Annotated in this window: 22 protein-coding genes; 12 read left to right on the forward strand and 10 right to left on the reverse strand. The window is 45.5% G+C overall.

Translation table 11 applies throughout. The annotated features are described in order from the left end of the window. Positions 1–24 precede the first annotated feature (24 nt). A complete protein-coding gene (locus ACH97_RS23110; RefSeq protein WP_020451477.1) occupies positions 25–135 on the reverse strand; it encodes a YjcZ family sporulation protein in 111 nt (36 codons plus the stop codon). A gap of 235 nt (positions 136–370) precedes the next feature. Here ACH97_RS23110 and ACH97_RS17785 point away from each other — a divergent pair, with 235 nt between their 5' ends. From ACH97_RS17785 to ACH97_RS17810, 6 genes are all read left to right on the forward strand, one after another. Continuing rightward, positions 371–1,789: a flavin monoamine oxidase family protein gene (locus ACH97_RS17785; RefSeq protein ID WP_023857667.1), complete on the forward strand. Its 1,419-nt coding sequence runs from the start codon at positions 371–373 to the stop codon at positions 1,787–1,789. Positions 1,790–2,199: 410 nt separating this feature from the next. Then, positions 2,200–2,877 (forward strand): YoaK family protein, encoded by a 678-nt coding sequence (locus ACH97_RS17790; protein ID WP_020451479.1) that lies wholly within the window; start codon positions 2,200–2,202, stop codon positions 2,875–2,877. A 126-nt stretch (positions 2,878–3,003) separates the two neighbouring features. Beyond that, positions 3,004–4,473 (forward strand): potassium/proton antiporter, encoded by a 1,470-nt coding sequence (locus ACH97_RS17795; protein ID WP_020451480.1) that lies wholly within the window; start codon positions 3,004–3,006, stop codon positions 4,471–4,473. Between the two features lie 293 nt (positions 4,474–4,766). Next, positions 4,767–6,137 (forward strand): MFS transporter, encoded by a 1,371-nt coding sequence (locus ACH97_RS17800; protein ID WP_235442595.1) that lies wholly within the window; start codon positions 4,767–4,769, stop codon positions 6,135–6,137. Between the two features lie 401 nt (positions 6,138–6,538). Next, positions 6,539–7,051, forward strand: a complete 513-nt coding sequence (locus ACH97_RS17805; RefSeq protein ID WP_025811465.1) for a ClbS/DfsB family four-helix bundle protein — start codon at positions 6,539–6,541, stop codon at positions 7,049–7,051. A gap of 279 nt (positions 7,052–7,330) precedes the next feature. Further along, positions 7,331–7,642: a YbjQ family protein gene (locus ACH97_RS17810; RefSeq protein ID WP_003182008.1), complete on the forward strand. Its 312-nt coding sequence runs from the start codon at positions 7,331–7,333 to the stop codon at positions 7,640–7,642. 49 nt (positions 7,643–7,691) lie between these two features. Here the strand turns inward: ACH97_RS17810 and ACH97_RS17815 are convergent, their stop codons facing one another. Genes ACH97_RS17815 through ACH97_RS17820 form a run of 3 tightly spaced genes read right to left on the reverse strand, consistent with a single transcriptional unit; the run spans position 7,692 to position 9,382 of the window. Further along, a complete protein-coding gene (locus tag ACH97_RS17815) occupies positions 7,692–8,342 on the reverse strand; it encodes a TVP38/TMEM64 family protein (RefSeq protein WP_023857664.1) in 651 nt (216 codons plus the stop codon). Between the two features lie 33 nt (positions 8,343–8,375). Next, positions 8,376–8,687, reverse strand: a complete 312-nt coding sequence (locus ACH97_RS24105) for a serine hydrolase domain-containing protein (RefSeq protein WP_241494267.1) — start codon at positions 8,685–8,687, stop codon at positions 8,376–8,378. Continuing rightward, positions 8,648–9,382 (reverse strand): serine hydrolase domain-containing protein, encoded by a 735-nt coding sequence (locus tag ACH97_RS17820; RefSeq protein WP_241494268.1) that lies wholly within the window; start codon positions 9,380–9,382, stop codon positions 8,648–8,650. The genes ACH97_RS24105 and ACH97_RS17820 overlap by 40 nt, the downstream gene beginning before the upstream one ends. A gap of 454 nt (positions 9,383–9,836) precedes the next feature. Here ACH97_RS17820 and yjiC point away from each other — a divergent pair, with 454 nt between their 5' ends. Together yjiC and ACH97_RS17830 are read left to right on the forward strand one after the other, a co-directional pair. Further along, complete coding sequence (gene yjiC, locus ACH97_RS17825; RefSeq protein WP_020451485.1) at positions 9,837–11,027, forward strand: UDP-glycosyltransferase YjiC; 1,191 nt, start codon at positions 9,837–9,839, stop codon at positions 11,025–11,027. 126 nt (positions 11,028–11,153) lie between these two features. After that, positions 11,154–12,731: an APC family permease gene (locus ACH97_RS17830; RefSeq protein WP_020451486.1), complete on the forward strand. Its 1,578-nt coding sequence runs from the start codon at positions 11,154–11,156 to the stop codon at positions 12,729–12,731. Positions 12,732–12,777: 46 nt separating this feature from the next. On the opposite strand, the gene ACH97_RS17835 is transcribed toward ACH97_RS17830, so the two are convergent. The 3 genes from ACH97_RS17835 to ACH97_RS17845 form a co-directional block, all read right to left on the reverse strand. After that, positions 12,778–13,077 carry a spore coat protein gene (locus ACH97_RS17835; RefSeq protein ID WP_020451487.1) on the reverse strand — a complete coding sequence of 100 codons (300 nt, stop codon included), beginning with the start codon at positions 13,075–13,077 and terminating at the stop codon, positions 12,778–12,780. Then, entirely contained in the window at positions 13,074–13,274 is a 201-nt protein-coding gene (locus ACH97_RS17840; RefSeq protein ID WP_023857660.1) for a spore coat protein, read from the reverse strand. The genes ACH97_RS17835 and ACH97_RS17840 overlap by 4 nt, the downstream gene beginning before the upstream one ends. Positions 13,275–13,385: 111 nt before the next feature. Continuing rightward, the gene (locus ACH97_RS17845; RefSeq protein WP_050820745.1) at positions 13,386–14,645 is read right to left on the reverse strand and encodes a glycosyl hydrolase family 18 protein; all 1,260 of its coding nucleotides are present in this window, start codon (positions 14,643–14,645) and stop codon (positions 13,386–13,388) included. Between the two features lie 181 nt (positions 14,646–14,826). Here ACH97_RS17845 and ACH97_RS17850 point away from each other — a divergent pair, with 181 nt between their 5' ends. The 3 genes from ACH97_RS17850 (at position 14,827) to ACH97_RS17860 (ending at position 16,785) form a co-directional block, all read left to right on the forward strand. Beyond that, on the forward strand, positions 14,827–15,411 hold the full coding sequence (locus tag ACH97_RS17850) for a TetR/AcrR family transcriptional regulator (protein WP_020451490.1): 585 nt from the start codon (positions 14,827–14,829) through the stop codon (positions 15,409–15,411). Between the two features lie 88 nt (positions 15,412–15,499). Further along, positions 15,500–15,916 carry a nuclear transport factor 2 family protein gene (locus ACH97_RS17855; protein WP_025811473.1) on the forward strand — a complete coding sequence of 139 codons (417 nt, stop codon included), beginning with the start codon at positions 15,500–15,502 and terminating at the stop codon, positions 15,914–15,916. Positions 15,917–15,933: 17 nt separating this feature from the next. Continuing rightward, the gene (locus tag ACH97_RS17860; protein WP_025811475.1) at positions 15,934–16,785 is read left to right on the forward strand and encodes an NmrA family NAD(P)-binding protein; all 852 of its coding nucleotides are present in this window, start codon (positions 15,934–15,936) and stop codon (positions 16,783–16,785) included. Between the two features lie 54 nt (positions 16,786–16,839). Here the strand turns inward: ACH97_RS17860 and ACH97_RS17865 are convergent, their stop codons facing one another. Continuing rightward, the gene (locus ACH97_RS17865) at positions 16,840–17,145 is read right to left on the reverse strand and encodes a hypothetical protein (protein ID WP_020451493.1); all 306 of its coding nucleotides are present in this window, start codon (positions 17,143–17,145) and stop codon (positions 16,840–16,842) included. A gap of 165 nt (positions 17,146–17,310) precedes the next feature. Here ACH97_RS17865 and ACH97_RS17870 point away from each other — a divergent pair, with 165 nt between their 5' ends. Next, positions 17,311–17,766: an OsmC family protein gene (locus ACH97_RS17870; RefSeq protein WP_020451494.1), complete on the forward strand. Its 456-nt coding sequence runs from the start codon at positions 17,311–17,313 to the stop codon at positions 17,764–17,766. On the opposite strand, the gene erbB is transcribed toward ACH97_RS17870, so the two are convergent. Next, positions 17,763–18,122, reverse strand: coding sequence for an SMR family multidrug efflux transporter EbrB (gene erbB / locus ACH97_RS17875; RefSeq protein ID WP_020451495.1), 360 nt, complete (start codon positions 18,120–18,122; stop codon positions 17,763–17,765). The two genes, ACH97_RS17870 and erbB, sit on opposite strands and share 4 nt — an antisense overlap. 13 nt (positions 18,123–18,135) lie before the next feature. Beyond that, positions 18,136–18,474: an SMR family multidrug efflux transporter EbrA gene (gene erbA / locus ACH97_RS17880; RefSeq protein ID WP_080131392.1), complete on the reverse strand. Its 339-nt coding sequence runs from the start codon at positions 18,472–18,474 to the stop codon at positions 18,136–18,138. Positions 18,475–18,704 lie beyond the last annotated feature (230 nt).

An 18,704-nucleotide genomic window follows, 5' to 3' on the forward strand; every position in this document is an offset into this window, starting at 1 on the left:
TTTAAAACAGAACCATTTTAGAACTTAATAGCCTCCATAACCACCGCCGAACCAGCTGGCACCAATGATGATTAAGAGAATGAACAGGACAACAATTAAAGCAAAACCGCTTCCGTATCCGTAACCTCCGCTCATATGTTTCACCTCCCTAAAGATACATAGTTTATCCTATGTATCTTTATCAATTCGGTATAGGATATTGATTTACATTTTTAAAAATAGTTGACCCATTTGCAACTGCGCCCTCATGCGGAGTCTTCGTGCAGAGAGGATGAAAATGGTGATTGGCGTCCTTTAAACGGAATATAATGCAATAAATCCACCGAAAAGGGCGCTGAGTAAATTGAATTTTCAATTAACTGAGGGAGACATGCTTTATATCATTAGAAACGGCCTTCAAACAACACAGTATCCCAAGCAAGTAATGATCGTTGGTGCCGGGTTGTCCGGGCTTGTCGCAGCGTCTTTATTAAAGAGTGCCGGGCACAGAGTGACGATCGTGGAAGCGAATGACAGAGCGGGAGGACGTGTTTTTACTTCCCGTGCGCCCTTTAGCGAAGGGTTGTATTTCAATGCCGGTCCGATGCGCATCCCCGATATTCATACTTTAACGATAGAATACATTAAGAAATTTAATCTGCCTGTCAATGAGTTTATCAACAGAACCCCCATGGATATTCTTTACGTCAACGGCGTGAAAACTCGTCTTCATGAGTTTGAAAGATATCCGGGTGTTTTAAGATTCCCGGCTGCTCCCCATGAGCAGGGGAAAACGGCTGAACAGCTGATGCTTTCTGCATTGCAGCCTATCCTCAATTTTATCAGCCAAGATCCGGCGAGAAATTGGCGTATTGTTGAAAAACAATACAGAAACGAATCGTTGGGCTCTTTTCTCAACACTCATTTTTCACACGGCTCCATTGATATGATTGGTGTGCTTTTGGACATGGAAGCGTACATGGGATTGTCACTTGTCGAAGTATTAAGGGAATCGATCTTTTTTACATCGCCGTCTCGTTTCTATGAGATTACAGGTGGCATGGACTTGCTGACGCAAGCTTTTCTTCCGCAATTAAAGGGCGATATTTTATTTGGTCATAAATTGATGAAAATATCTCAAACTGAAAACAATGTGACAGCCCATTGTATCCACCAACAGTCGGCAGAACATTCAGCTCTGACAAGTGATTTCACAATCGTAACAATTCCTTTTTCAACTTTGCGATTTGTGACCTTTGAGCCGTTTGATTCGTTTTCCTACCATAAGCGGAGAGCGATTCGGGAGCTTAACTATATTGCCGCGACAAAAATAGGAATCGAATTTAAGAGCAGGTTTTGGGAAAGAGTCGGGCAGCGCGGCGGGAGATCCATTACCGATTTGCCGATTCGCTTTTCATATTACCCAAGCAGCGGCATAGGGACACACGGTCATGCTGTTATTTTAGCGAGCTATACGTGGGCTGATGAAGCGCTGATATGGGACAGTCAGCCGGAAGAAGAGCGGATCCGCTATACGCTGAAAAATTTAGCGAGAATATATGGAGATATCGTGTATTCCGAGTTTGTATCAGGCGCTTCTTTCAGCTGGACGCAAAATCCTTTTTCAGCGGGAGCATTTACAGCTTTCGAACCTGGTCAGGAATTGGAGCTGTATCCTTATATTCCTATGCCTGAGGGAAGGGTGTATTTCGCCGGGGAGCACGCTTCCCTCACTCACGGGTGGATGCAGGGAGCGATTGAATCGGGAATACGGGCGGCATATGAAGTGAATCAGTCCTCCCGCGTGTAACCATGAACTTTGCAAGTATTGAAGGAATGGGAAAGAGTCGCTTTTAAAAGGCGGCTCGTTCGTTTTTATTTAAGGCAAACAGACGGATCATGCAATAAACGCCGATCGGCTGCTTCCTAAACAGTAAGAAATGTGTTCCCGGTTCTTAAAAACAAGTTTTTAAGAACTTCATTTATAAAAAATTTTAATGCTTATGATACAATTGAATTGTAGATGTAACACGATGAGCGATAAGTGTTTTGCTGAGGTGCATGATCGGATCGCCCGCATTTTTTCGTTAAGAACCCCTCTTTTTCTAACAATAAAAAAGCCCCCAAATCGAGTTTTCCCTTAGGAAAGGCTCATGACATACCGGATGGAATGGTTTAACATTCCGCCGGGCAGAATAGCTTCGAAAGGATTGAATCACATTGAATGCTGCTCTTGAACGAAACATCATGCTTTTGCTTCTCTGTTTGACAGCAGGTATTGTAGATGTGATTGGGTACTTAAGTATCGGTCACGTATTTACTGCTAATATGACCGGGAATATCGTACTGTTAGGATTATCAATCGGCAATTCTCTTCATGCGACCGCCGTGTACTCGCTGATCGCATTGTTCGGATTTATCATCGGCGTGATTATTTCAGCAGCCATTGTCGGAAAACAAGAAAAATCGTTCTGGCCGTCAGGCGTCACGATTGCACTTGCTGTTGAAGCAGCCGTATTGCTTCTATTTGCTTGTCTGACTTTCTATGAAAGTTCGCCACACTTTTTGATCTTGCTGTTAAGCATGGCGATGGGGCTTCAGACTACAGCAGCCAGAAAGCTCGGCATTGCAGGGATTTCCACTACTGTCCTAACGGGGACGCTCGCAAACTTTTTCGAAGATGTGACAAAACGGTTCCTCAGCAAAAACGACCAAAAGGTCATCCATAAGGACGCATGGCTTCGCGCTTTGACGATTGTGCTCTATTGCCTGGGGGCCGTCATCGCCGCACTTGCTGAGCCTGCGCATCCGTTTGCCGTGATTTGGATTCCAATCACAATCATTATTGGGATTATTGCGATTGCAGGCACAAAGTTTCACGGACGGAGTGAAGACTGAAGGACGGTCCCATACACGAGCATACGCGAACATCGTTTGTTACATACGTTTTATGAGGGTGCCTGTTCGGGTAAAAGAACGGGGGACAGCACCAGTATCGGTTAAGATTGGGAGGAGGATAAATGGTTGGAACACATTAATATGGAGCAGTTTATTTTATTAGCGGCCTTATTGCTGATTATCGGTGTACTGACAACGAAATTTTCGACTAGGCTCGGAGTGCCCGCTCTCGTCTTGTTCTTGATTGTCGGGATGATCATGGGGAGCGACGGTCTCGGAATTATTTATTTTAATAATCCCGAGTTAGCCCAGCTGATCGGAGTTATCGCACTCGTCGTCATCCTTTTTGAAGGCGGTCTGCAAACAAAATGGTCTTCAATCAAAGCGGTCGCCGTTCCTTCATTGTCGCTCGCAACGATTGGCGTTTTGCTGACCACCTGTGTGGTTGCGGTTGCGGCCAAACTGATTTTTAATGTTTCCTGGATGGAAGGCTTTTTATTCGGAGCGATTGTCGGTTCTACAGATGCGGCCGCGATTTTCGCCGTTTTGAAAGGCCAGAATATTAGAGACAGATTGAGCTCTACACTGGAAGCAGAGTCGGGTACAAATGATCCGATGGCGATGTTTTTGACTTTATCGCTCATCCAGCTGCTGACGGCTGATCATTCATCTTATTTCATGCTTGTGATTTCATTTTTCTGGCAGATGGGAATGGGGCTTTTGCTCGGATATGTACTCGGGCGGTTCGCCAGCTTTGCCATCAATAAAATCAACTTGGATTCAAGCGGACTTTATCCGATCTTTGCTCTTGCTTTTGCGCTTCTTACCTACAGTCTTACAGATGTCATCGGGGCGAGCGGCTTGCTTGCCGTCTACATTGCTGCGCTTGTCATCGGAAATCAAGATTTGACTTACCGACATTCTATTTTCAGGTTTAATGAAGGCTTTGCCTGGATGATGCAGATTTTGATGTTTATTATTCTAGGATTATTGGTTTTTCCTGCCCAATTTTTATCTTTCGATATCATTTTCAAAGGCTTCCTGCTTTCGCTGATTTTAATTTTTATCGCCAGACCGGTTGCCGTTTTTCTGTCGACCATCAAAATGGGCTTTCATTTTAACGAAAAAATCTTCTTGTCGTGGGCCGGATTAAAAGGGGCCGTTCCGATCGTTCTCGCAACATTCCCCATGACGATGGGGCTTGAAAACAGCCAATTGGTCTTCAATGTCGTATTCTTCGTCGTTTTAACATCTGCTTTGATCCAAGGATCAACCATATCGGTCTTCGCAGAAAAATTGAAATTGAACGGACCGCAGAAAGTCGAAGCGCCGCATTCGCTCGAGCTTGTTTCCATCGGCAAGGCGAACGCCGAAATTATCGAATTTGAAGTCGATGACCAAACAGCCATCACCGGGCAGGCACTGAAAGACATCAGCTTTCCGAAAGATGCCCTGATCAATGCGATCATCCGAAACGGGGATTTGGTCACGCCGCACGGAGAAACGAAAATTAAATCAGGCGATATTTTGTATATTCTCGTATCGAAAAAACAAAAAAAGGAACTGAAAAAATTATTAAACAGGGAATTTGATTAAGCTTTCGGAAAAGCACAGGACAAGGCTGGCTTGCTCAGTATGTCACGAATAAAGGTCAATGAAGGGTACTGCACCGGTATTCTTCATTGGCCTTTTTTTGCAATGTGAAAGTTCAGCTTATGTTCCTTACATTGATCCCTTTGTTGATCAATTGTATAATTTAAAAATCAAATATGAGGAGGCGCATGAATGATGAAGTGCAAAAAAATAAATGGGTTAACATTTGAGGGGAAAGCGCATCATTAACCCTATAAACTGCGTGATTCCCCTATAATTTTGGGGGTATCATTCAATTGAAAAACAGTAAAATGCAGTCCTTCAAGCATCAAAAGAAGGCGTTTTGGTGGCTTAGCTTTGTCGCTTTCTTCAGTGTGATGAACGAAACCGTATTTAATGTTGCATTGCCGGACATAAAAAATCAATTTGGCGTGTCGCCTGCCGCGGCAAATTGGGTGAATACGAGTTTTATCATTTCCTTTGCTGCTGGTTCGGTCGTTTACAGCAGGCTTTCTGATATGTATGGTGTCAGAAAGCTGTTTGTGGCCGGACTAATCATCTATGGCGGAGGTTCATTAATAGGTCTTTCGGCTCAGTCTTATTTCACGGCCGTGATCTTTGCGCGCTTTGTTCAAGGAGCCGGGGCTTCCGCTGTACCCGCGCTTATCCTGGTCATCATTACACGCTATGTTCGTCCGGAGGGCCGGGGCAAAGCGTTCGGCCTTGTCGGATCACTGGTGGCAATGGGCGAGGGAATAGGTCCGGCTATCGGCGGAATGATTGTACATCATATTCATTGGTCGTTTCTGTTCCTTCTTCCGATGGCGGCGCTGATGTCGATTCCATTCTTCCTCAGAAATATGCCTGCTGAAGCCGCTGTAAAAGCAAATCTGGATATCATTGGGATCGTCCTGCTGACAATCAGCATTGTGATGTTCGCTGTATATATATCGCTGTATCATGTCTTTTATTTAGCGGCGGGCATTTTTTGCTTGATTGGAGCTGCGGTTCATACCCGATATGCGGAACATCCTTTTATTGACCGGTCTTTAATCAAGAATCGCAGATATATAGGCGTCGTTTTGGCAGGATGTATCGTATTGGGAAGCGTTGCGGGAATCGTCTCTGTCGTTCCATATATGATGACAGTCTTGTTCAGTTTAAATGCCGATATTATCGGAAGCGGCATTATGCTTCCGGGTAGTGTGGGCGTTATCTTTTTCGGCGTCGCGGGGGGAGCCCTTACCGATCGCTTCGGCAGCCGGTTTGTTTTTACTCTTGGATGGTTATTGATCTTGGCAACCATAGCGGCCGCGTCACAGTTCGGTGACCGGACACCATGGTTGATGACGATGCTGCTCGTGTTTATATTTGGCGGTCTTTCATTTGTGAAGACGTCGATTTCCAATAGTGCCGCAGAAAGCTTGGAAGAAGAGGCTGCAGGCGCTGGAATGGGGATGCTGAATTTTGCCTGTTTTTTATCTGAAGGAATAGGCGTCGCATTTGCAGGAGGCTTGATGGCAGTGCGCGGGTTCGGCTATTCTGCGCTTCCGGCAATGGACAATGCCTGGGGCGCTGTATTCAGCCGCTCGTTTGCCATATTCACAGTCTTTGTATTGGCTGGCGGATTGCTATATTTATTGACTTGCAAACGCAAAAAATCTTAACATATTCGAATGGTTGGGCGGGACCGCCCAGCCGTTTTTTATGTTGTATGGATTTTCTGAAACATGATGAAAGTAAAGGATGAAGAAATTATGAAAGAAGCATCGGCACCTTTGAAATTGACGGACTGACAATTGAATATTCGCGAATAGGTGAAGGGAAGCCGATTCTAGTGATGCATGGAGGCATTTGAATTGAATTTGGGTATCAAGAGAGGTTGACGTAGAGTCGACGGCAGGGGAGCCGATTCACATTACCTCATATTGAAGCGAGAACCGTCGAACAAATTAATATACATGCAATGTAAGGGAAGTCTCGCAAACTGCTCTTAAAAGTTCATGATTTGTTTTAAAATAAGGCGGACAATCCGTGTAGTGTACACTATAGTTGATATCAAGGAGGGATTACGGTGTACGAGTCCAAGAAACATTTAAAAGAAGAAATTCATAAGCGTTATTTGTTACTAGATGGGGAGTTTGACGATATCCCCGATCAGTTTAGAGATGTTCGGGATCAAGACGTAGATCGAACGCCAGGGGAAATCCTTGCTTATCAGCTCGGATGGTTAAACCTGTTGATGAGCTGGGACAGGGATGAGCGCTTGGGAAAAACCGTTGTCACTCCCTCTCCTCATTATAAATGGAACCAACTGGGTGCTCTTTATCAATCTTTTTACGATATGTATTCTCACTTTTCGTTAACTGAGCTTCGCCAAGAATTCAAGAAAGCAGAGGCACAACTTCAGTCTTGGATTGATACGCTCACGGATGAAGAATTATTCACCCAAGGTACTTTGAATTGGACAGGTGAAAACCCGAAGTGGCCTGCTATAAGGTTCATTCACGTCAACTCTGTGGCTCCATTTAAAAACTTCAGGACTAAAATAAGGAAGTGGAAGAAGAATCAACTGGGATGAAAGAGTGTTAACATGAAGAAGTGCATTCAAAAGAAACTCAATTTTTCTTGTGAAGCTGAAATTAACAACGCTATAAAGTTATCTATATTCACTTCTTTCGAGTCATTTTCCATTTTACGGAAATCCCGCGATTGAAACGATGCGGCTATGCAATGTGGTAAAACTTTGCATAAAAAACTTAACATTTTAAAAATCCAGCCGATATGATGGATAAATAACTGCACGCTTCCGGCGTATATGGTATGGTAGCTAGTAAGTATAGGAAAAGGGAGGATATGAATGATCATCGTCACAACAGATACAATCGCGAATCAAAATATCGTCGAAGTCAAAGGGCTTGTCACCAGCAGCATCGTTCAGTCGCGGAATATCGGAAAAGATATTCTGTCAGGATTGAAGTCGGTCATTGGCGGAGAATTAAAAAATTACACCCAAATGCTTGAGGATTCGAAAAAAGCTGTGAGGGAACGGCTCGTGAATCAAGCTGAAGAACTCGGAGCAAACGCGATCGTCGGTCTAAGGTTCGAACTATCTGCAGGCCAGGGTACCTCCGAACTAATCGGATATGGTACGGCTGTTGTAATCGGCTGACGTTCAACCGAAAAACGAAGGCGGCGGCTATCATTGCCGCCTCAGCGGGTCAAGAAGGCTTCCCTGTCTGTTTGGTCTCTTTATGTTTTTGAGTCAGATGGGGATACTTTCTGTAGATGACAAGCGCTATGATCGCCATGTATAAGCCGTAGACACCGATAGAGATCAGCTTGTTTTCACTGAAATTGGCACCTGCGATCGAGACGACGAGAACGTTAGGGATTTTTCCAAGTGTCGAAGCCGCGAAAAAGACAGCCCATTTCACCTTGCTTAATCCGCAGACAATATTCATGACAACGGCGGGGATAACGGGGATCAGTCTGCCCAATAGTACGGCTGTAAAAGCATTTTGGTTAAAATAGGCTTCATATTCGCTCATTTTCGGGTATTTCGTTAAGCGTTTGCGAGCCAAATCTCTGAATCCGTAACGTGAGAGGAAGAACAAGAGCATGGTGCCGAGCATCGACCCTGTCAGCGTGATCAGCACGCCGTTTGCGATTCCGAACAAAGCGCCGTTTAATCCGGCAATGAGCGCAAACGGGACGATCGGGAAAAATACACAGGCCGCCACAAGCAGCATGCTGAATAGCACCGAATAAACGCCTCCGTCCCTGATGACGCCGAGCCAGGAATCTTTGCAGACGAATCCGACCGCGATGATACTTGCCATGATGATGATAGTGAATAGTTTTTTGATCATACCGCTCCCGCTGCCTTTCTTTGTTTTTAGCTTCTATATTTGCAATAAAGCTTCTTCCACGTTTGCCAAAATCTCGTCTGTTTTTGACAGGTTGCAATTGCTGAGCATAATCAGCACTTTTTTCTCGTTTATGTATCGGTTAATCGAGCTGATAAAACCGTGGATTTCTCCATCATGCCATATTTTATACTTGTTTTGATGATTAATAAACCATCCGTATCCGATCGAATTGTTTTGAATGAGTGCCGGAGAAGGGCCTTCGGCTGCAAAAGCCGGTTTTTTGACACAGCTGTAAAGCGCTTCTTTCAAAGCGCCTTTTGTGACAAGCTTTGCGCCCTGTCCCATAAGTACAAGTCTTCAACGGTTGAATACAGCCCGCTTTCCCCGTAGCCGTATACGATAGGCGCTTTGATCATTTCGCGATTCAGGCATAAGTATCCGACTGTGGGCGAAATATCTTCCGGGGAAGCGAAGAAACCGGAGTTTTTCATGCCTAAAGGGTCAAAGATCAATTCTTGAATGACATCTCCATAAGCTTCATTTGTGATTGTTTCAATGATTTTTGTGAGTAATATGTATCCTGAATTGCTGTAATTAAACATTTGTCCCGGGCGAAATTCGAGCGGTTTGTCAATAAACCGGCCGATAAATTGGTCTAACGGTGCGCGCTCCAGCTCAATATCGAGCAATTCTTCCTCTAGAAAATCAGGAATTCCGGACGTATGGCTTAATAAATGTTTGATGGTAATGCTGTCGCCGTTCGGATAGCCTTCTAAATAGTTTTGTACCGGATCATCAGTACGAAGCAGCCCCTTTTCTTGCAGCTGCATGACCGCTATGGCTGTGAATTGCTTTGTCAGCGAAGCAATTTGGTAGCGTGTAGACGGTTTATTCTTCACTTTGTCCTTGCAATTAGCATAACCGTATCCTTTCGATAGCAGAATACCGTTTGAGTCTGCCAGCAAAATGCTGCCGTGAAAATGATTGTTGGATGCTTGTTCCATTAAATAATCATCAAGATGTTCCGCTGTATATACCAATAACAACAGTCCTTTCATATCTAATTATGATGAGAAGGAAACGATAAACGATAGTTTTGAAAGGAAATGAAGCAGGAAGCGCGACAAAATAACATTATAAAAATTTTTTTGTATTTACCATCATTTACAGAATAATTTAAACTAAATTTAAAATATGGCAATTTCATGACATCCGTTAAAACGAGTGCTGTTTTGACGGTTGTTTTTTGTTTTAAAACGATTGAAATATAAGTCGGCAGTATCGAAAAGGGGAATAAAGTCGAGTGCGGCCTTAAACTAAGGTCTAAAGTTTGGTGTTTTTTTGTGAGAAAAAGGACTATATTAGTATTTTTTAATTTTAATTTAATTTTGAAGGGTTTTTCCTTTATTATCTATAATATGTTGTTTAACATAGTGAAAGAGATTTAAAATCATCGTTACTGTTATGAAGCGAAAAATAACGGGAGGTTAAAAAATGGGCCAAAAACATATCGCGATTTTTAATATTCCCGCTCACGGGCATATTAATCCGACGCTTGCTTTAACGGCAAGCCTTGTCAAACGCGGTTATCGGGTAACATATCCGGTAACGGATGAGTTTGTGAAAGCTGTTGAGGAAACTGGGGCAGAGCCGCTCAACTACCGCTCAACTTTAAATATCGATCCGCAGCAAATTCGGGAGCTGATGAAAAATAAAAAGGATATGACACAGGCTCCGATGATGTTTATGAAAGAAATGGAGGAGGTTCTTCCTCAGCTTGAAGCGCTTTATGAGAATGACAAGCCTGACCTCATCCTTTTTGACTTTATGGCCATGGCGGGAAAAATGCTGGCTGAGAAGTTTGGAATAGAGGCGGTTCGCCTTTGTTCTACATATGCACAGAACGAACATTTTTCATTCAAATCAATGTCTGAAGAGTTTAAGATCGAGCTCACGCCTGAGCAAGAAGCCGCTTTGAAAAATGCGAATCTTCCGTCATTTAATTTTGAAGAGATGTTCGAACCGGCAAAATTGAACATTGTATTTATGCCTCGTGCTTTTCAGCCTTACGGCGAAACGTTTGATGAACGGTTCTCTTTTGTCGGTCCTTCTCTAGCCAAACGCAAGTTTCAGGAAAAAGACACGCCGGTTATTTCGGACAGCGGCCGTCCTGTCATGCTGATTTCTTTAGGGACGGCGTTCAATGCCTGGCCGGAATTTTATCATATGTGCATCGAAGCATTCAGGGACACGAAGTGGCAGGTGATCATGGCTGTCGGCACGACAATCGATCCTGAAAGCTTTGACGACATACCTGATAACTTTTCGATTCATCAGCGCGTTCCCCAGCTGGAAATCCTGAAGAAAGCAGAGCTTTTCATCACCCATGGGGGTATGAACAGTACGATGGAAGGATTGAATGCCGGTGTACCGCTTGTTGCCGTCCCGCAAATGCCTGAACAGGAAATCACTGCCCGCCGCGTCGAAGAACTCGGGCTTGGCAAGCATTTGCAGCCGGAGGACACAACAGTTGCTTCATTGCGGGAAGCCGTCTCCCAGACGGACGGTAACCTGGATGTCCTGAAACGCGTAAAGGACATGCAAGAGCACATTAAACAAGCAGGAGGAGCCGAGAAAGCCGCAGATGAAATTGAGTCATTTTTAGCACCGGCAGGAGTGAAATAACCATATGAAGGAACCCGGGAAATCCCCGGGTTTTTTGTTGCAGCCGAAAGGAAGCGGGAAAAGTATACAGAGGCGCTTTTTGAACATACTACCTTCTATTAAATGTATTAAAAAGGAGGAAGTGATTTGTCAAATCAGGGCAATTTCAAAAAAACGATCTCTCTGCTTGACCTGATTTTGATCGGCATGGGAGCGATATTCGGCTCGGCTTGGCTGTTTGCCGTCAGCAATGTCGCTTCAAAAGCCGGGCCCGCGGGAAGCTTTTCGTGGATTATCGGCGGCGTCATTATCCTTTTAATCGGCCTCGTTTATGCCGAGCTGGGAGCTGCTTTGCCGCGGACGGGCGGGATTATCCGCTATCCGGTGTATACCCACGGCCACCTTGTCGGATACTTGATTTCATTTATCACGATCGTTGCCTATACAAGCCTGATTTCAATCGAAGTGACCGCTGTCAGGCAATACGTAGCTTATTGGTTTCCCGGTTTGACGATAAAAGGTTCTGAATCGCCGACGATTATCGGCTGGCTTTTGCAGTTTGTGCTGCTTTGTTTGTTCTTTTTACTCAATTATTGGAGTGTCAAAGCGTTTGCGAAATCAAATTTAATCATTTCGGTTTTTAAGTATTTTGTTCCTTTGACGATCATTGTCGTATTGATATTCCATTTTAAGTCGGCCAACTTTGCGGGAGAATTTGCCCCGTTTGGCTTTGACGGGGTGCAGGCGTCCATTTCGACCGGCGGGGTGATGTTTGCATACCTCGGTCTTCATCCGATCGTTTCGGTCGCCGGTGAAGTGAAAAATCCGCAGCGGAACATCCCGGTCGCTCTGCTGATTTGCATCATTGTTTCGGCTTGCATTTATACGATACTGCAAGTGGTGTTTATCGGAGCCATCCCGACTGATATGCTGAATGACGGCTGGAAAGCGATCGGCAAGGAATTTTCTCTTCCATTCAAAGACATCGCGGTGCTTCTTGGGATGGGCTGGCTTGCCACTCTTGTCGTTCTGGATGCGATCTTATCACCCGGCGGAAACGGCAATATTTTTATGAATACGACGTCGCGCTTGGTTTATGCATGGGCGCGGAACGGCACGTTGTTCAAAGTGTTTGCCAAGGTGAATAAATCGACGGGAATTCCGCGTCCGTCGTTGTGGCTGTCGTTCGCGCTCGCCGTTTTTTGGACGCTTCCTTTTCCGTCTTGGGACGCGCTCGTCAATGTTTGCTCTGTAGCCTTGATTCTTTCCTATGCGATTGCTCCGGTTTCAGCGGCAGCGCTGAATGTGAATGCCAAGCAGCTCAACAAGCCTCTGCAAATCAAGGGGATGGCTGTCATTGCTCCTGTCTCCTTCGTATTTGCGTCGTATATCGTCTATTGGTCAGGCTGGAACACCGTGTCATGGCTGCTCGGATCGCAGCTCGTGATGTTTGCCGTTTATTGCGCGTGTAAAAAATATGTTCCCCAAGACGATGTTTCGTTTGCACAGCAGCTTAAATCAAGCTGGTGGATTGTCGGTTATTATGTCATGCTCTTGATTTTGTCGTATCTCGGCTCATTCGGTAATGGCGTGGGCCTATTGAGGACGCCGGTCGATTTAATCTTGATCGCAGCAGGATCGATTGCGGTATTTTACTGGGCGAAATATACGGCCCTTCCAAAGGCAGTCATTGATTATGATGAGAAAAAAGAAGAAACCGTTTAAATAAGAATCCCCCGCGTATGGACTGCGGGGGATTCACGCGTTTTCATTACAGTTGCGGAAGATCTTTAGCTGTTTCGGCAGCTTTGGTATCAACTTGAATTTGTTGAGATAAATTGGCAGGATGGTAATAACCTTTTGACATCATATAGTTTGTGATCTGTTCATGAGTATCAATCGCGTCATTTAAATACTGCTTAAGCGTTTCACGCACTTCTGGAGAAGATGTTTCTGTGATAGCAGTGGCAATGTTTTTGACACCGGTTTTCGCTGAGATTAAAAAGTCGGTCGCTATCACTTGTTCAGTCATCGCGCCCATTCCTGTCATGTTTTGGATGAATTCGTTCATACGGTTTCACCTCTCATTGACAGCAGTCCTTGCAAATGCTCGATCTGATGCTTTGTTTGGGAAGCATCACGTTCCAAGATGTCGCGAAGCTCTTGATCCTGCACCATTCCCGTCATTGTTGATGACTTAGTCAGGCAAAGGTTTTTAAACATTAACAGCTCATGCAGTTCCAATGTTTCATGAATCCCATTATTCAATTGCAAACATTCCTTTCAGATTTGTTATTGTGTGAAGGACACATCATTAGTATCAAGGTTCGTTAGCGGGATTATTCTGTTTGCTGTTTTACAATAAATTACATGTTGCTGTCAGGCTTTTCTGACGCGAAAGAATTTGGTCAAGAGCCAGGTTCCTTGCGGAAAACTGAGCGTGAGCTGCCAGACACCGCCGCCGCCAAGTCCGTATTCGATGATGAGTTGCAGTTTTTTTCCAATACTGCGTGCGTCTTCAAACCATATGATGTGCCTTCTGCCTTGTTCATCTGTGTATTGGAGAAAAGGGGACTCAGACTTTGTATCATATTGAATCGGTACCTGGTGCTTCATGGCGAGCTGAACGGCGCCTTGGTTGGCGATTCCCGGGTATACGGTACCAGGCTGATAGGGCAGCGTCCAGTTATAGCCGTAAAGCGGAAAGCCGAGAATGATTTTTTCTTTTGGAATATGGCGAAGGGCAAATTGAATCGTCTGCCGGACTTCATTGATCGGAGCGACGGGGCCGGGTTCGCTTGTTCCGTGGTGCCAGTCGTATGCCATGATAAAGACAAGGTCGCTCACTGCGCCGATTCCGCCATAGTCATACCCTTTCAGCCAGGCGATATTTTCATTTGTTTTCGGCGGAACGGCAACCGTCAACACATAACCGGAAGGCTTCAGCCGCTCTTTCAACAGGCGGAGAAAACCTGAAAATAAATCTCTGTCTTCCTCCACAATCTGTTCGAAATCAATATTGACGCCAGCATATCCTTTTCTGGAAATCGTTTGAACAATATTGTCGATGAGTCGGTTTCTTACGTCAGGCTGATTTAATACGCGGTGCGCAAGAGACGGACTAAAGCCTGTTTCTGTCAGATTGGTGACTGTCATGAGGGGAGGAACGCGCCGCCTCCAGGCCGTTTGTACCGCCGGTGAATCATTCAGCTCGCTTAACGATCCGTCGCTTGAAATATGGTATTCAAAAAATGCCAGATATGTGGCGTAGGGGGCAAAATTATGAATCAATTCCTGGTCTAAGCCGGGGTTTCTCAATGTGTAATATCCTAAAGCGGTGATCGGTTTTTTCGGCAATTCCGGAATCGTCACTTTCATCCCCGGCCTCATATTGGCAGGCGTTACAGACGGATTTGCTTTTTGCAATGCTACGGCGGATACAAACGTCCGGCGGGCGATCGAATCATAATTGTCTCCCTGCTGAACCGTATATGTATAAAGCGGTATTAAAAGAGCCTGTCCGGGGACAATGTTTGTTTCGACCAACCCGTTTACCAATCGGATCTGGTCAATCGAAATTCCGAACCTGGCACCGATGACAAATAATGAATCTCCCGGCTGAACCGTATAAATAAACAACGGGCACACTTCCTTTTGTTCCTCTGTATGTGACAGGGGTTTTATGCTATGTCTATGACCGGCGCTGAAGGATCATGCGCCGATTTTCTCAATCGGAATGGTGAATAGATCCGTGAAGCGGATAATTCTTGACTGATCGATCTAAAAAGTGTATTCTTCAAATAAAGGAGGTGATAAAGGCTTGGGAAGAAGCAAAGAATTCGATACCGCCCTCGTCCTTCATAAAGCAATGGAGGTTTTCGGCCAATTCGGCTATGAAGGCGCATCGATGCAAGAGCTGCTCAGCCGCCTGGGAATTGCCAGGCAAAGTCTGTACAATACATTCGGCACGAAACGGGATCTGTTTATTGCCGCTCTTACAAGATATCTTGATGATAAAAATGCTCAAGTAATCGCCAGGCTTGAAAGCCCCGGCTCAGTGAAGCAATCGGTTCGGCAGATCTTTCAGGAAAGCTTAAACGCTCTGAAAGACCCCGAGCGCTCAAAGGCATGCTATATCATCAACAGTGCAATTGAACAAATTCCCCGTGATCAAGAGGTTGCCGAATACTTTGATAAGCAGACAAAGCAACTGGAAACCGCCTTTTACAAAGCGCTTGTCCGGGCCGAGTCACAGGGGGAACTAAAGAAGGGAGGTCAAGATCTTTCAGCAGTTGCCCGTTTTTTAAATCAAACCCGGCTGTCGCTCACGTTTCAGGCGAAGTTAACGGGGGACTTTGACGCCCTTCAGGATTTGATCGATGTCAGCCTGTCTGTTCTTGATTAAAGAATTTTTTCGTCAAGGAAGATGGGCTGCCGCTCGTTTTTATCACTATTTTAGACCAAGTGGTCAAAAAAATAATGGGGGAAAGAAAATGGCGCATACGATAACCGATGTGATGGAACAATTTTTGCAGTCGATGCTCGAAAAGGATATGGAAAAGTGGATACAGCTTTGGGATCAAGACGCGGTGTTTGAGCATCCATATGCACCGCCAGGTTTTCCTAAAAAACTAGAAGGAAAGTCGGCGATTTACGAATATATAAAGGATTTTCCCGAAAAGATCGATATTGTCCGCTTCACAGCACCCACTATTCATCAAATGGCAAATACGGGCTATGCAGCTGTCGAATTTGAATGTGAAGGCACGGTGTGCGAGACGGGGCTTCCTTATAACCAACAGTACATCAGCCTTGTAAACATGAAAGAGGGCAAAATTGTCCTTTACAAAGATTATTGGAATCCTCTGACTGTCATCGAATCGTTCGGGGGACGGCTGCAGACTTTTTAATGACGTAACAAGGAGTGATAAAAGTGGAGAAAAAAATATTGATTACCGGCGGAACCGGCACGACTGGAAGCCGAATCGCCAAACGGCTTGTACGTTTGGGGGCCGGTGTCCGGATCGCAAGCCGGAGAATGCCTGCAATGGCCGGAACGGAACATGTGTATTTTGACTGGAATGATCAAAAAACTTACAGAGACGCATTAAAAAACACGAACTCATTGTATTTGGTTGCGCCTGTCGGTGTATTCGAACCGTCGCCGCTCGTTGTGCCGTTTTTGGAAATGGCAGCGGCATCCGGCGTCCGCCGCATTGTTCTGCTCAGCGCTGCCATTATTGATGAAGACGGACCCGTATTCGGGAAGCTTCATCACGCGGTCAGGCGATATGTTCCTGAATGGACGGTGCTAAAGCCTTCATATTTCATGCAGAATTTTGACCATCAGCATGGCGCTTCGATTCGGAAGAAAAATGAAATCGTCACGGCGTCAGGCAGCGGCAAAGTCGGGTTTATAGAGGCAGACGATATTGCTGAAGTGGCTGTGCGCGCATTGCTTGATCAAAAGCCGCATAATACGAGCCATATCTTGACCGGGCCGGAAGCCTTGAGTTATGCTGAAGCCGCGGCAATCATCGGCAGAGCGGCAGGCCGCGACGTCAGGCATGTCAATGTCGAAGTGTCCGCTTTGAGGGAAAGGTATATAAAAGCAGGATTATCTCCCGATTATGCCGGATTCATGTCGGAACTAGACGAGAAAATCAAGAATGGCAAAGAAAACCGCATCACAGATACAGTGGAACGCATCACGGGAAAAAAACCGCGTTCACTGGCTGATTTCGCCAATGAACACGCCGGACGCTGGCGTCTGCTTTAACCCGTTCCTGAGACTGAACGGTCTTTTCTCTTTATTTTTGACCGTTCAGTCTAATTAGTAGAATGTTTCGTTGATTTCCCATGACTCAACTGTACAGTAGGCCAAGTGAGGGTCCATACCCATGCCCATTAAATAAGCCATTGCCGCTACTTCTTCCATGGCGTGGTGATAGGAAGTGGTTTGCGCTTCATTTAAACCGTAATGAACAAAAGGCGCAACTGTGCACAACGTCTTATGTTTCAAGTGCGGAAACAACGGACATTTGATGTGGTGCACGGCTGCTTCGGCGTGCTGATACTGGGGGATATGCATATGCTGTTCGGGAGCCGGTGTCTGCTGTAAATGTTCTACATTCTCCATTTCTTTTCGTCCTTTCTTGCGCGGATTTTCGTTGTATTCTATGTTCCGCTCATGCCCCGTGTGTTAGACGGCTGTCACGGTTTACCGGTTTTTTAGGCAAATCAACAGACAGAAAGGTCAAATACCGGTAGACTTTAAGCAGGATAAAAAAAGGAGGTATTTTTTATGGCTAAACATCATTTTTACCTTCAGGCAGACTGGCCTGGAAAACGTAACGACATCGGAAGGATTGAAAGCGGGAATTTAAAAACAGAAATTTCAATTCCAAAGGAAATGGACGGTCCGGGGGCAGGGACAAACCCTGACGAAATGCTGCTCGGCGCCGCTGCGACTTGCTATATCATCACGCTTGCAGCCATGATGGAAAGAAGCGGATTGGAAAAAGAGAGCCTGACGATGGAATCCGAGGCTGTTGTCGATGTGACAGGCGGGGTGTTTACGTACGAAAAAATCATTCACAGACCTCTGATCCGCCTTCCGAAAGAAGCGGCGGAAAAAGAGGTCCAACTTGCCGGAAGGCTGGCTGAAAAGGCGGAGACATCCTGTATGATATCAAGGGCGGTTCAGGGCAATGTCGCCATTGAATTAGACCCGAAGATTGTCGTCTCCAAAGCGGATTAGATTTCGATCGTGAGCTGAGCCTTTTGGTCTGCGGCGTCAGCATGCTTTGAATTGAGCAAAAAGACGCCGCAGATGATCAATACAAGCCCAATAAGAGTTTTGAGATTGAATGGCTCCTGAAATATAAAATACCCGATCGCAGCTGTCAAAGCCGTCCCGGTGCCGGCCCAAGTCGCATAAGCCGCAGATAGAGGCAGTGTTTTTAATGAAAAGCTCAGAAACGTAAAAGAAGCCGCAAAACCGATTATGACACCGGCCGCGGGCAGGGGGGCGCTAAAGCCTTCTGACAGCTTCAGCATCGTGCTTCCGAATACTTCGGACAAAATGGCAGCCGCCAAAAAGATCATGCCTTTCATGACATTCTCCTCCTTATGACAGATTGATCAGGACAACGCCTGACACGAGACAAATAATGCCGGCGATATTTCGCCGGTTCAGCTTTTCTTGAAACCACAAGACGCCGATGATTGCAGTCAGAACGGTGCCAGCTCCGCTCCAAGTCGCATAGGAGAGGCTTAGCGGGATGACCTGCAATGTGAGCGACATCATGTAAAATGCGAGACCGTAGCCGATCACTACGAGAACCGACGGCCGCCAGCGCGCGAACCCGTCAGAGATTTTCAGCATGGCGGCTGCCGCCGCTTCTGACAAGATGGCGATCAGCAGAAAAATGTAGCCTGCAATCATATGAAATCCTCCTCTATCAATGTTATTCCATGATTCAAAAGGAGAGCTTTCTCTTCGTCAGCCAGCAGTTCCAATTGAAACAAAAGACTTTGACCATTTGCCAGCGCTCTTTTCACACAACTCACGCTGCGGTTTAAGACATGCTGCCGCAGCAAGGGCGCTTGTACAAAGTTAGTTTTCATTCGAATATCAAAAAACGCAGCCCATAAACGATCTTAAAGTGTTAAAGGTGTATTCCGCAATCGTCATGA

The sequence above is a fragment of the Bacillus paralicheniformis genome (assembly GCF_001042485.2).
Lineage (GTDB): Bacteria > Bacillota > Bacilli > Bacillales > Bacillaceae > Bacillus > Bacillus paralicheniformis.

Excerpts from the sequence above, each read along its gene's own strand:
- ACH97_RS23110 (WP_020451477.1), bottom strand. The coding sequence starts at position 135 with ATGAGCGGAGGTTACGGATACGGAAGCGGTTTTGCTTTAATTGTTGTC.
- ACH97_RS17785 (WP_023857667.1), top strand. The coding sequence starts at position 371 with ATGCTTTATATCATTAGAAACGGCCTTCAAACAACACAGTATCCCAAG.
- ACH97_RS17810 (WP_003182008.1), top strand. The coding sequence starts at position 7,331 with ATGATCATCGTCACAACAGATACAATCGCGAATCAAAATATCGTCGAA.
- ACH97_RS17815 (WP_023857664.1), bottom strand. The coding sequence starts at position 8,342 with ATGATCAAAAAACTATTCACTATCATCATCATGGCAAGTATCATCGCG.
- ACH97_RS24105 (WP_241494267.1), bottom strand. The coding sequence starts at position 8,687 with ATGGGACAGGGCGCAAAGCTTGTCACAAAAGGCGCTTTGAAAGAAGCG.
- yjiC (WP_020451485.1), top strand. The coding sequence starts at position 9,837 with ATGGGCCAAAAACATATCGCGATTTTTAATATTCCCGCTCACGGGCAT.
- ACH97_RS17835 (WP_020451487.1), bottom strand. The coding sequence starts at position 13,077 with ATGAACGAATTCATCCAAAACATGACAGGAATGGGCGCGATGACTGAA.
- ACH97_RS17855 (WP_025811473.1), top strand. The coding sequence starts at position 15,500 with ATGGCGCATACGATAACCGATGTGATGGAACAATTTTTGCAGTCGATG.
- ACH97_RS17865 (WP_020451493.1), bottom strand. The coding sequence starts at position 17,145 with ATGGAGAATGTAGAACATTTACAGCAGACACCGGCTCCCGAACAGCAT.
- ACH97_RS17870 (WP_020451494.1), top strand. The coding sequence starts at position 17,311 with ATGGCTAAACATCATTTTTACCTTCAGGCAGACTGGCCTGGAAAACGT.
- erbB (WP_020451495.1), bottom strand. The coding sequence starts at position 18,122 with ATGAAAGGCATGATCTTTTTGGCGGCTGCCATTTTGTCCGAAGTATTC.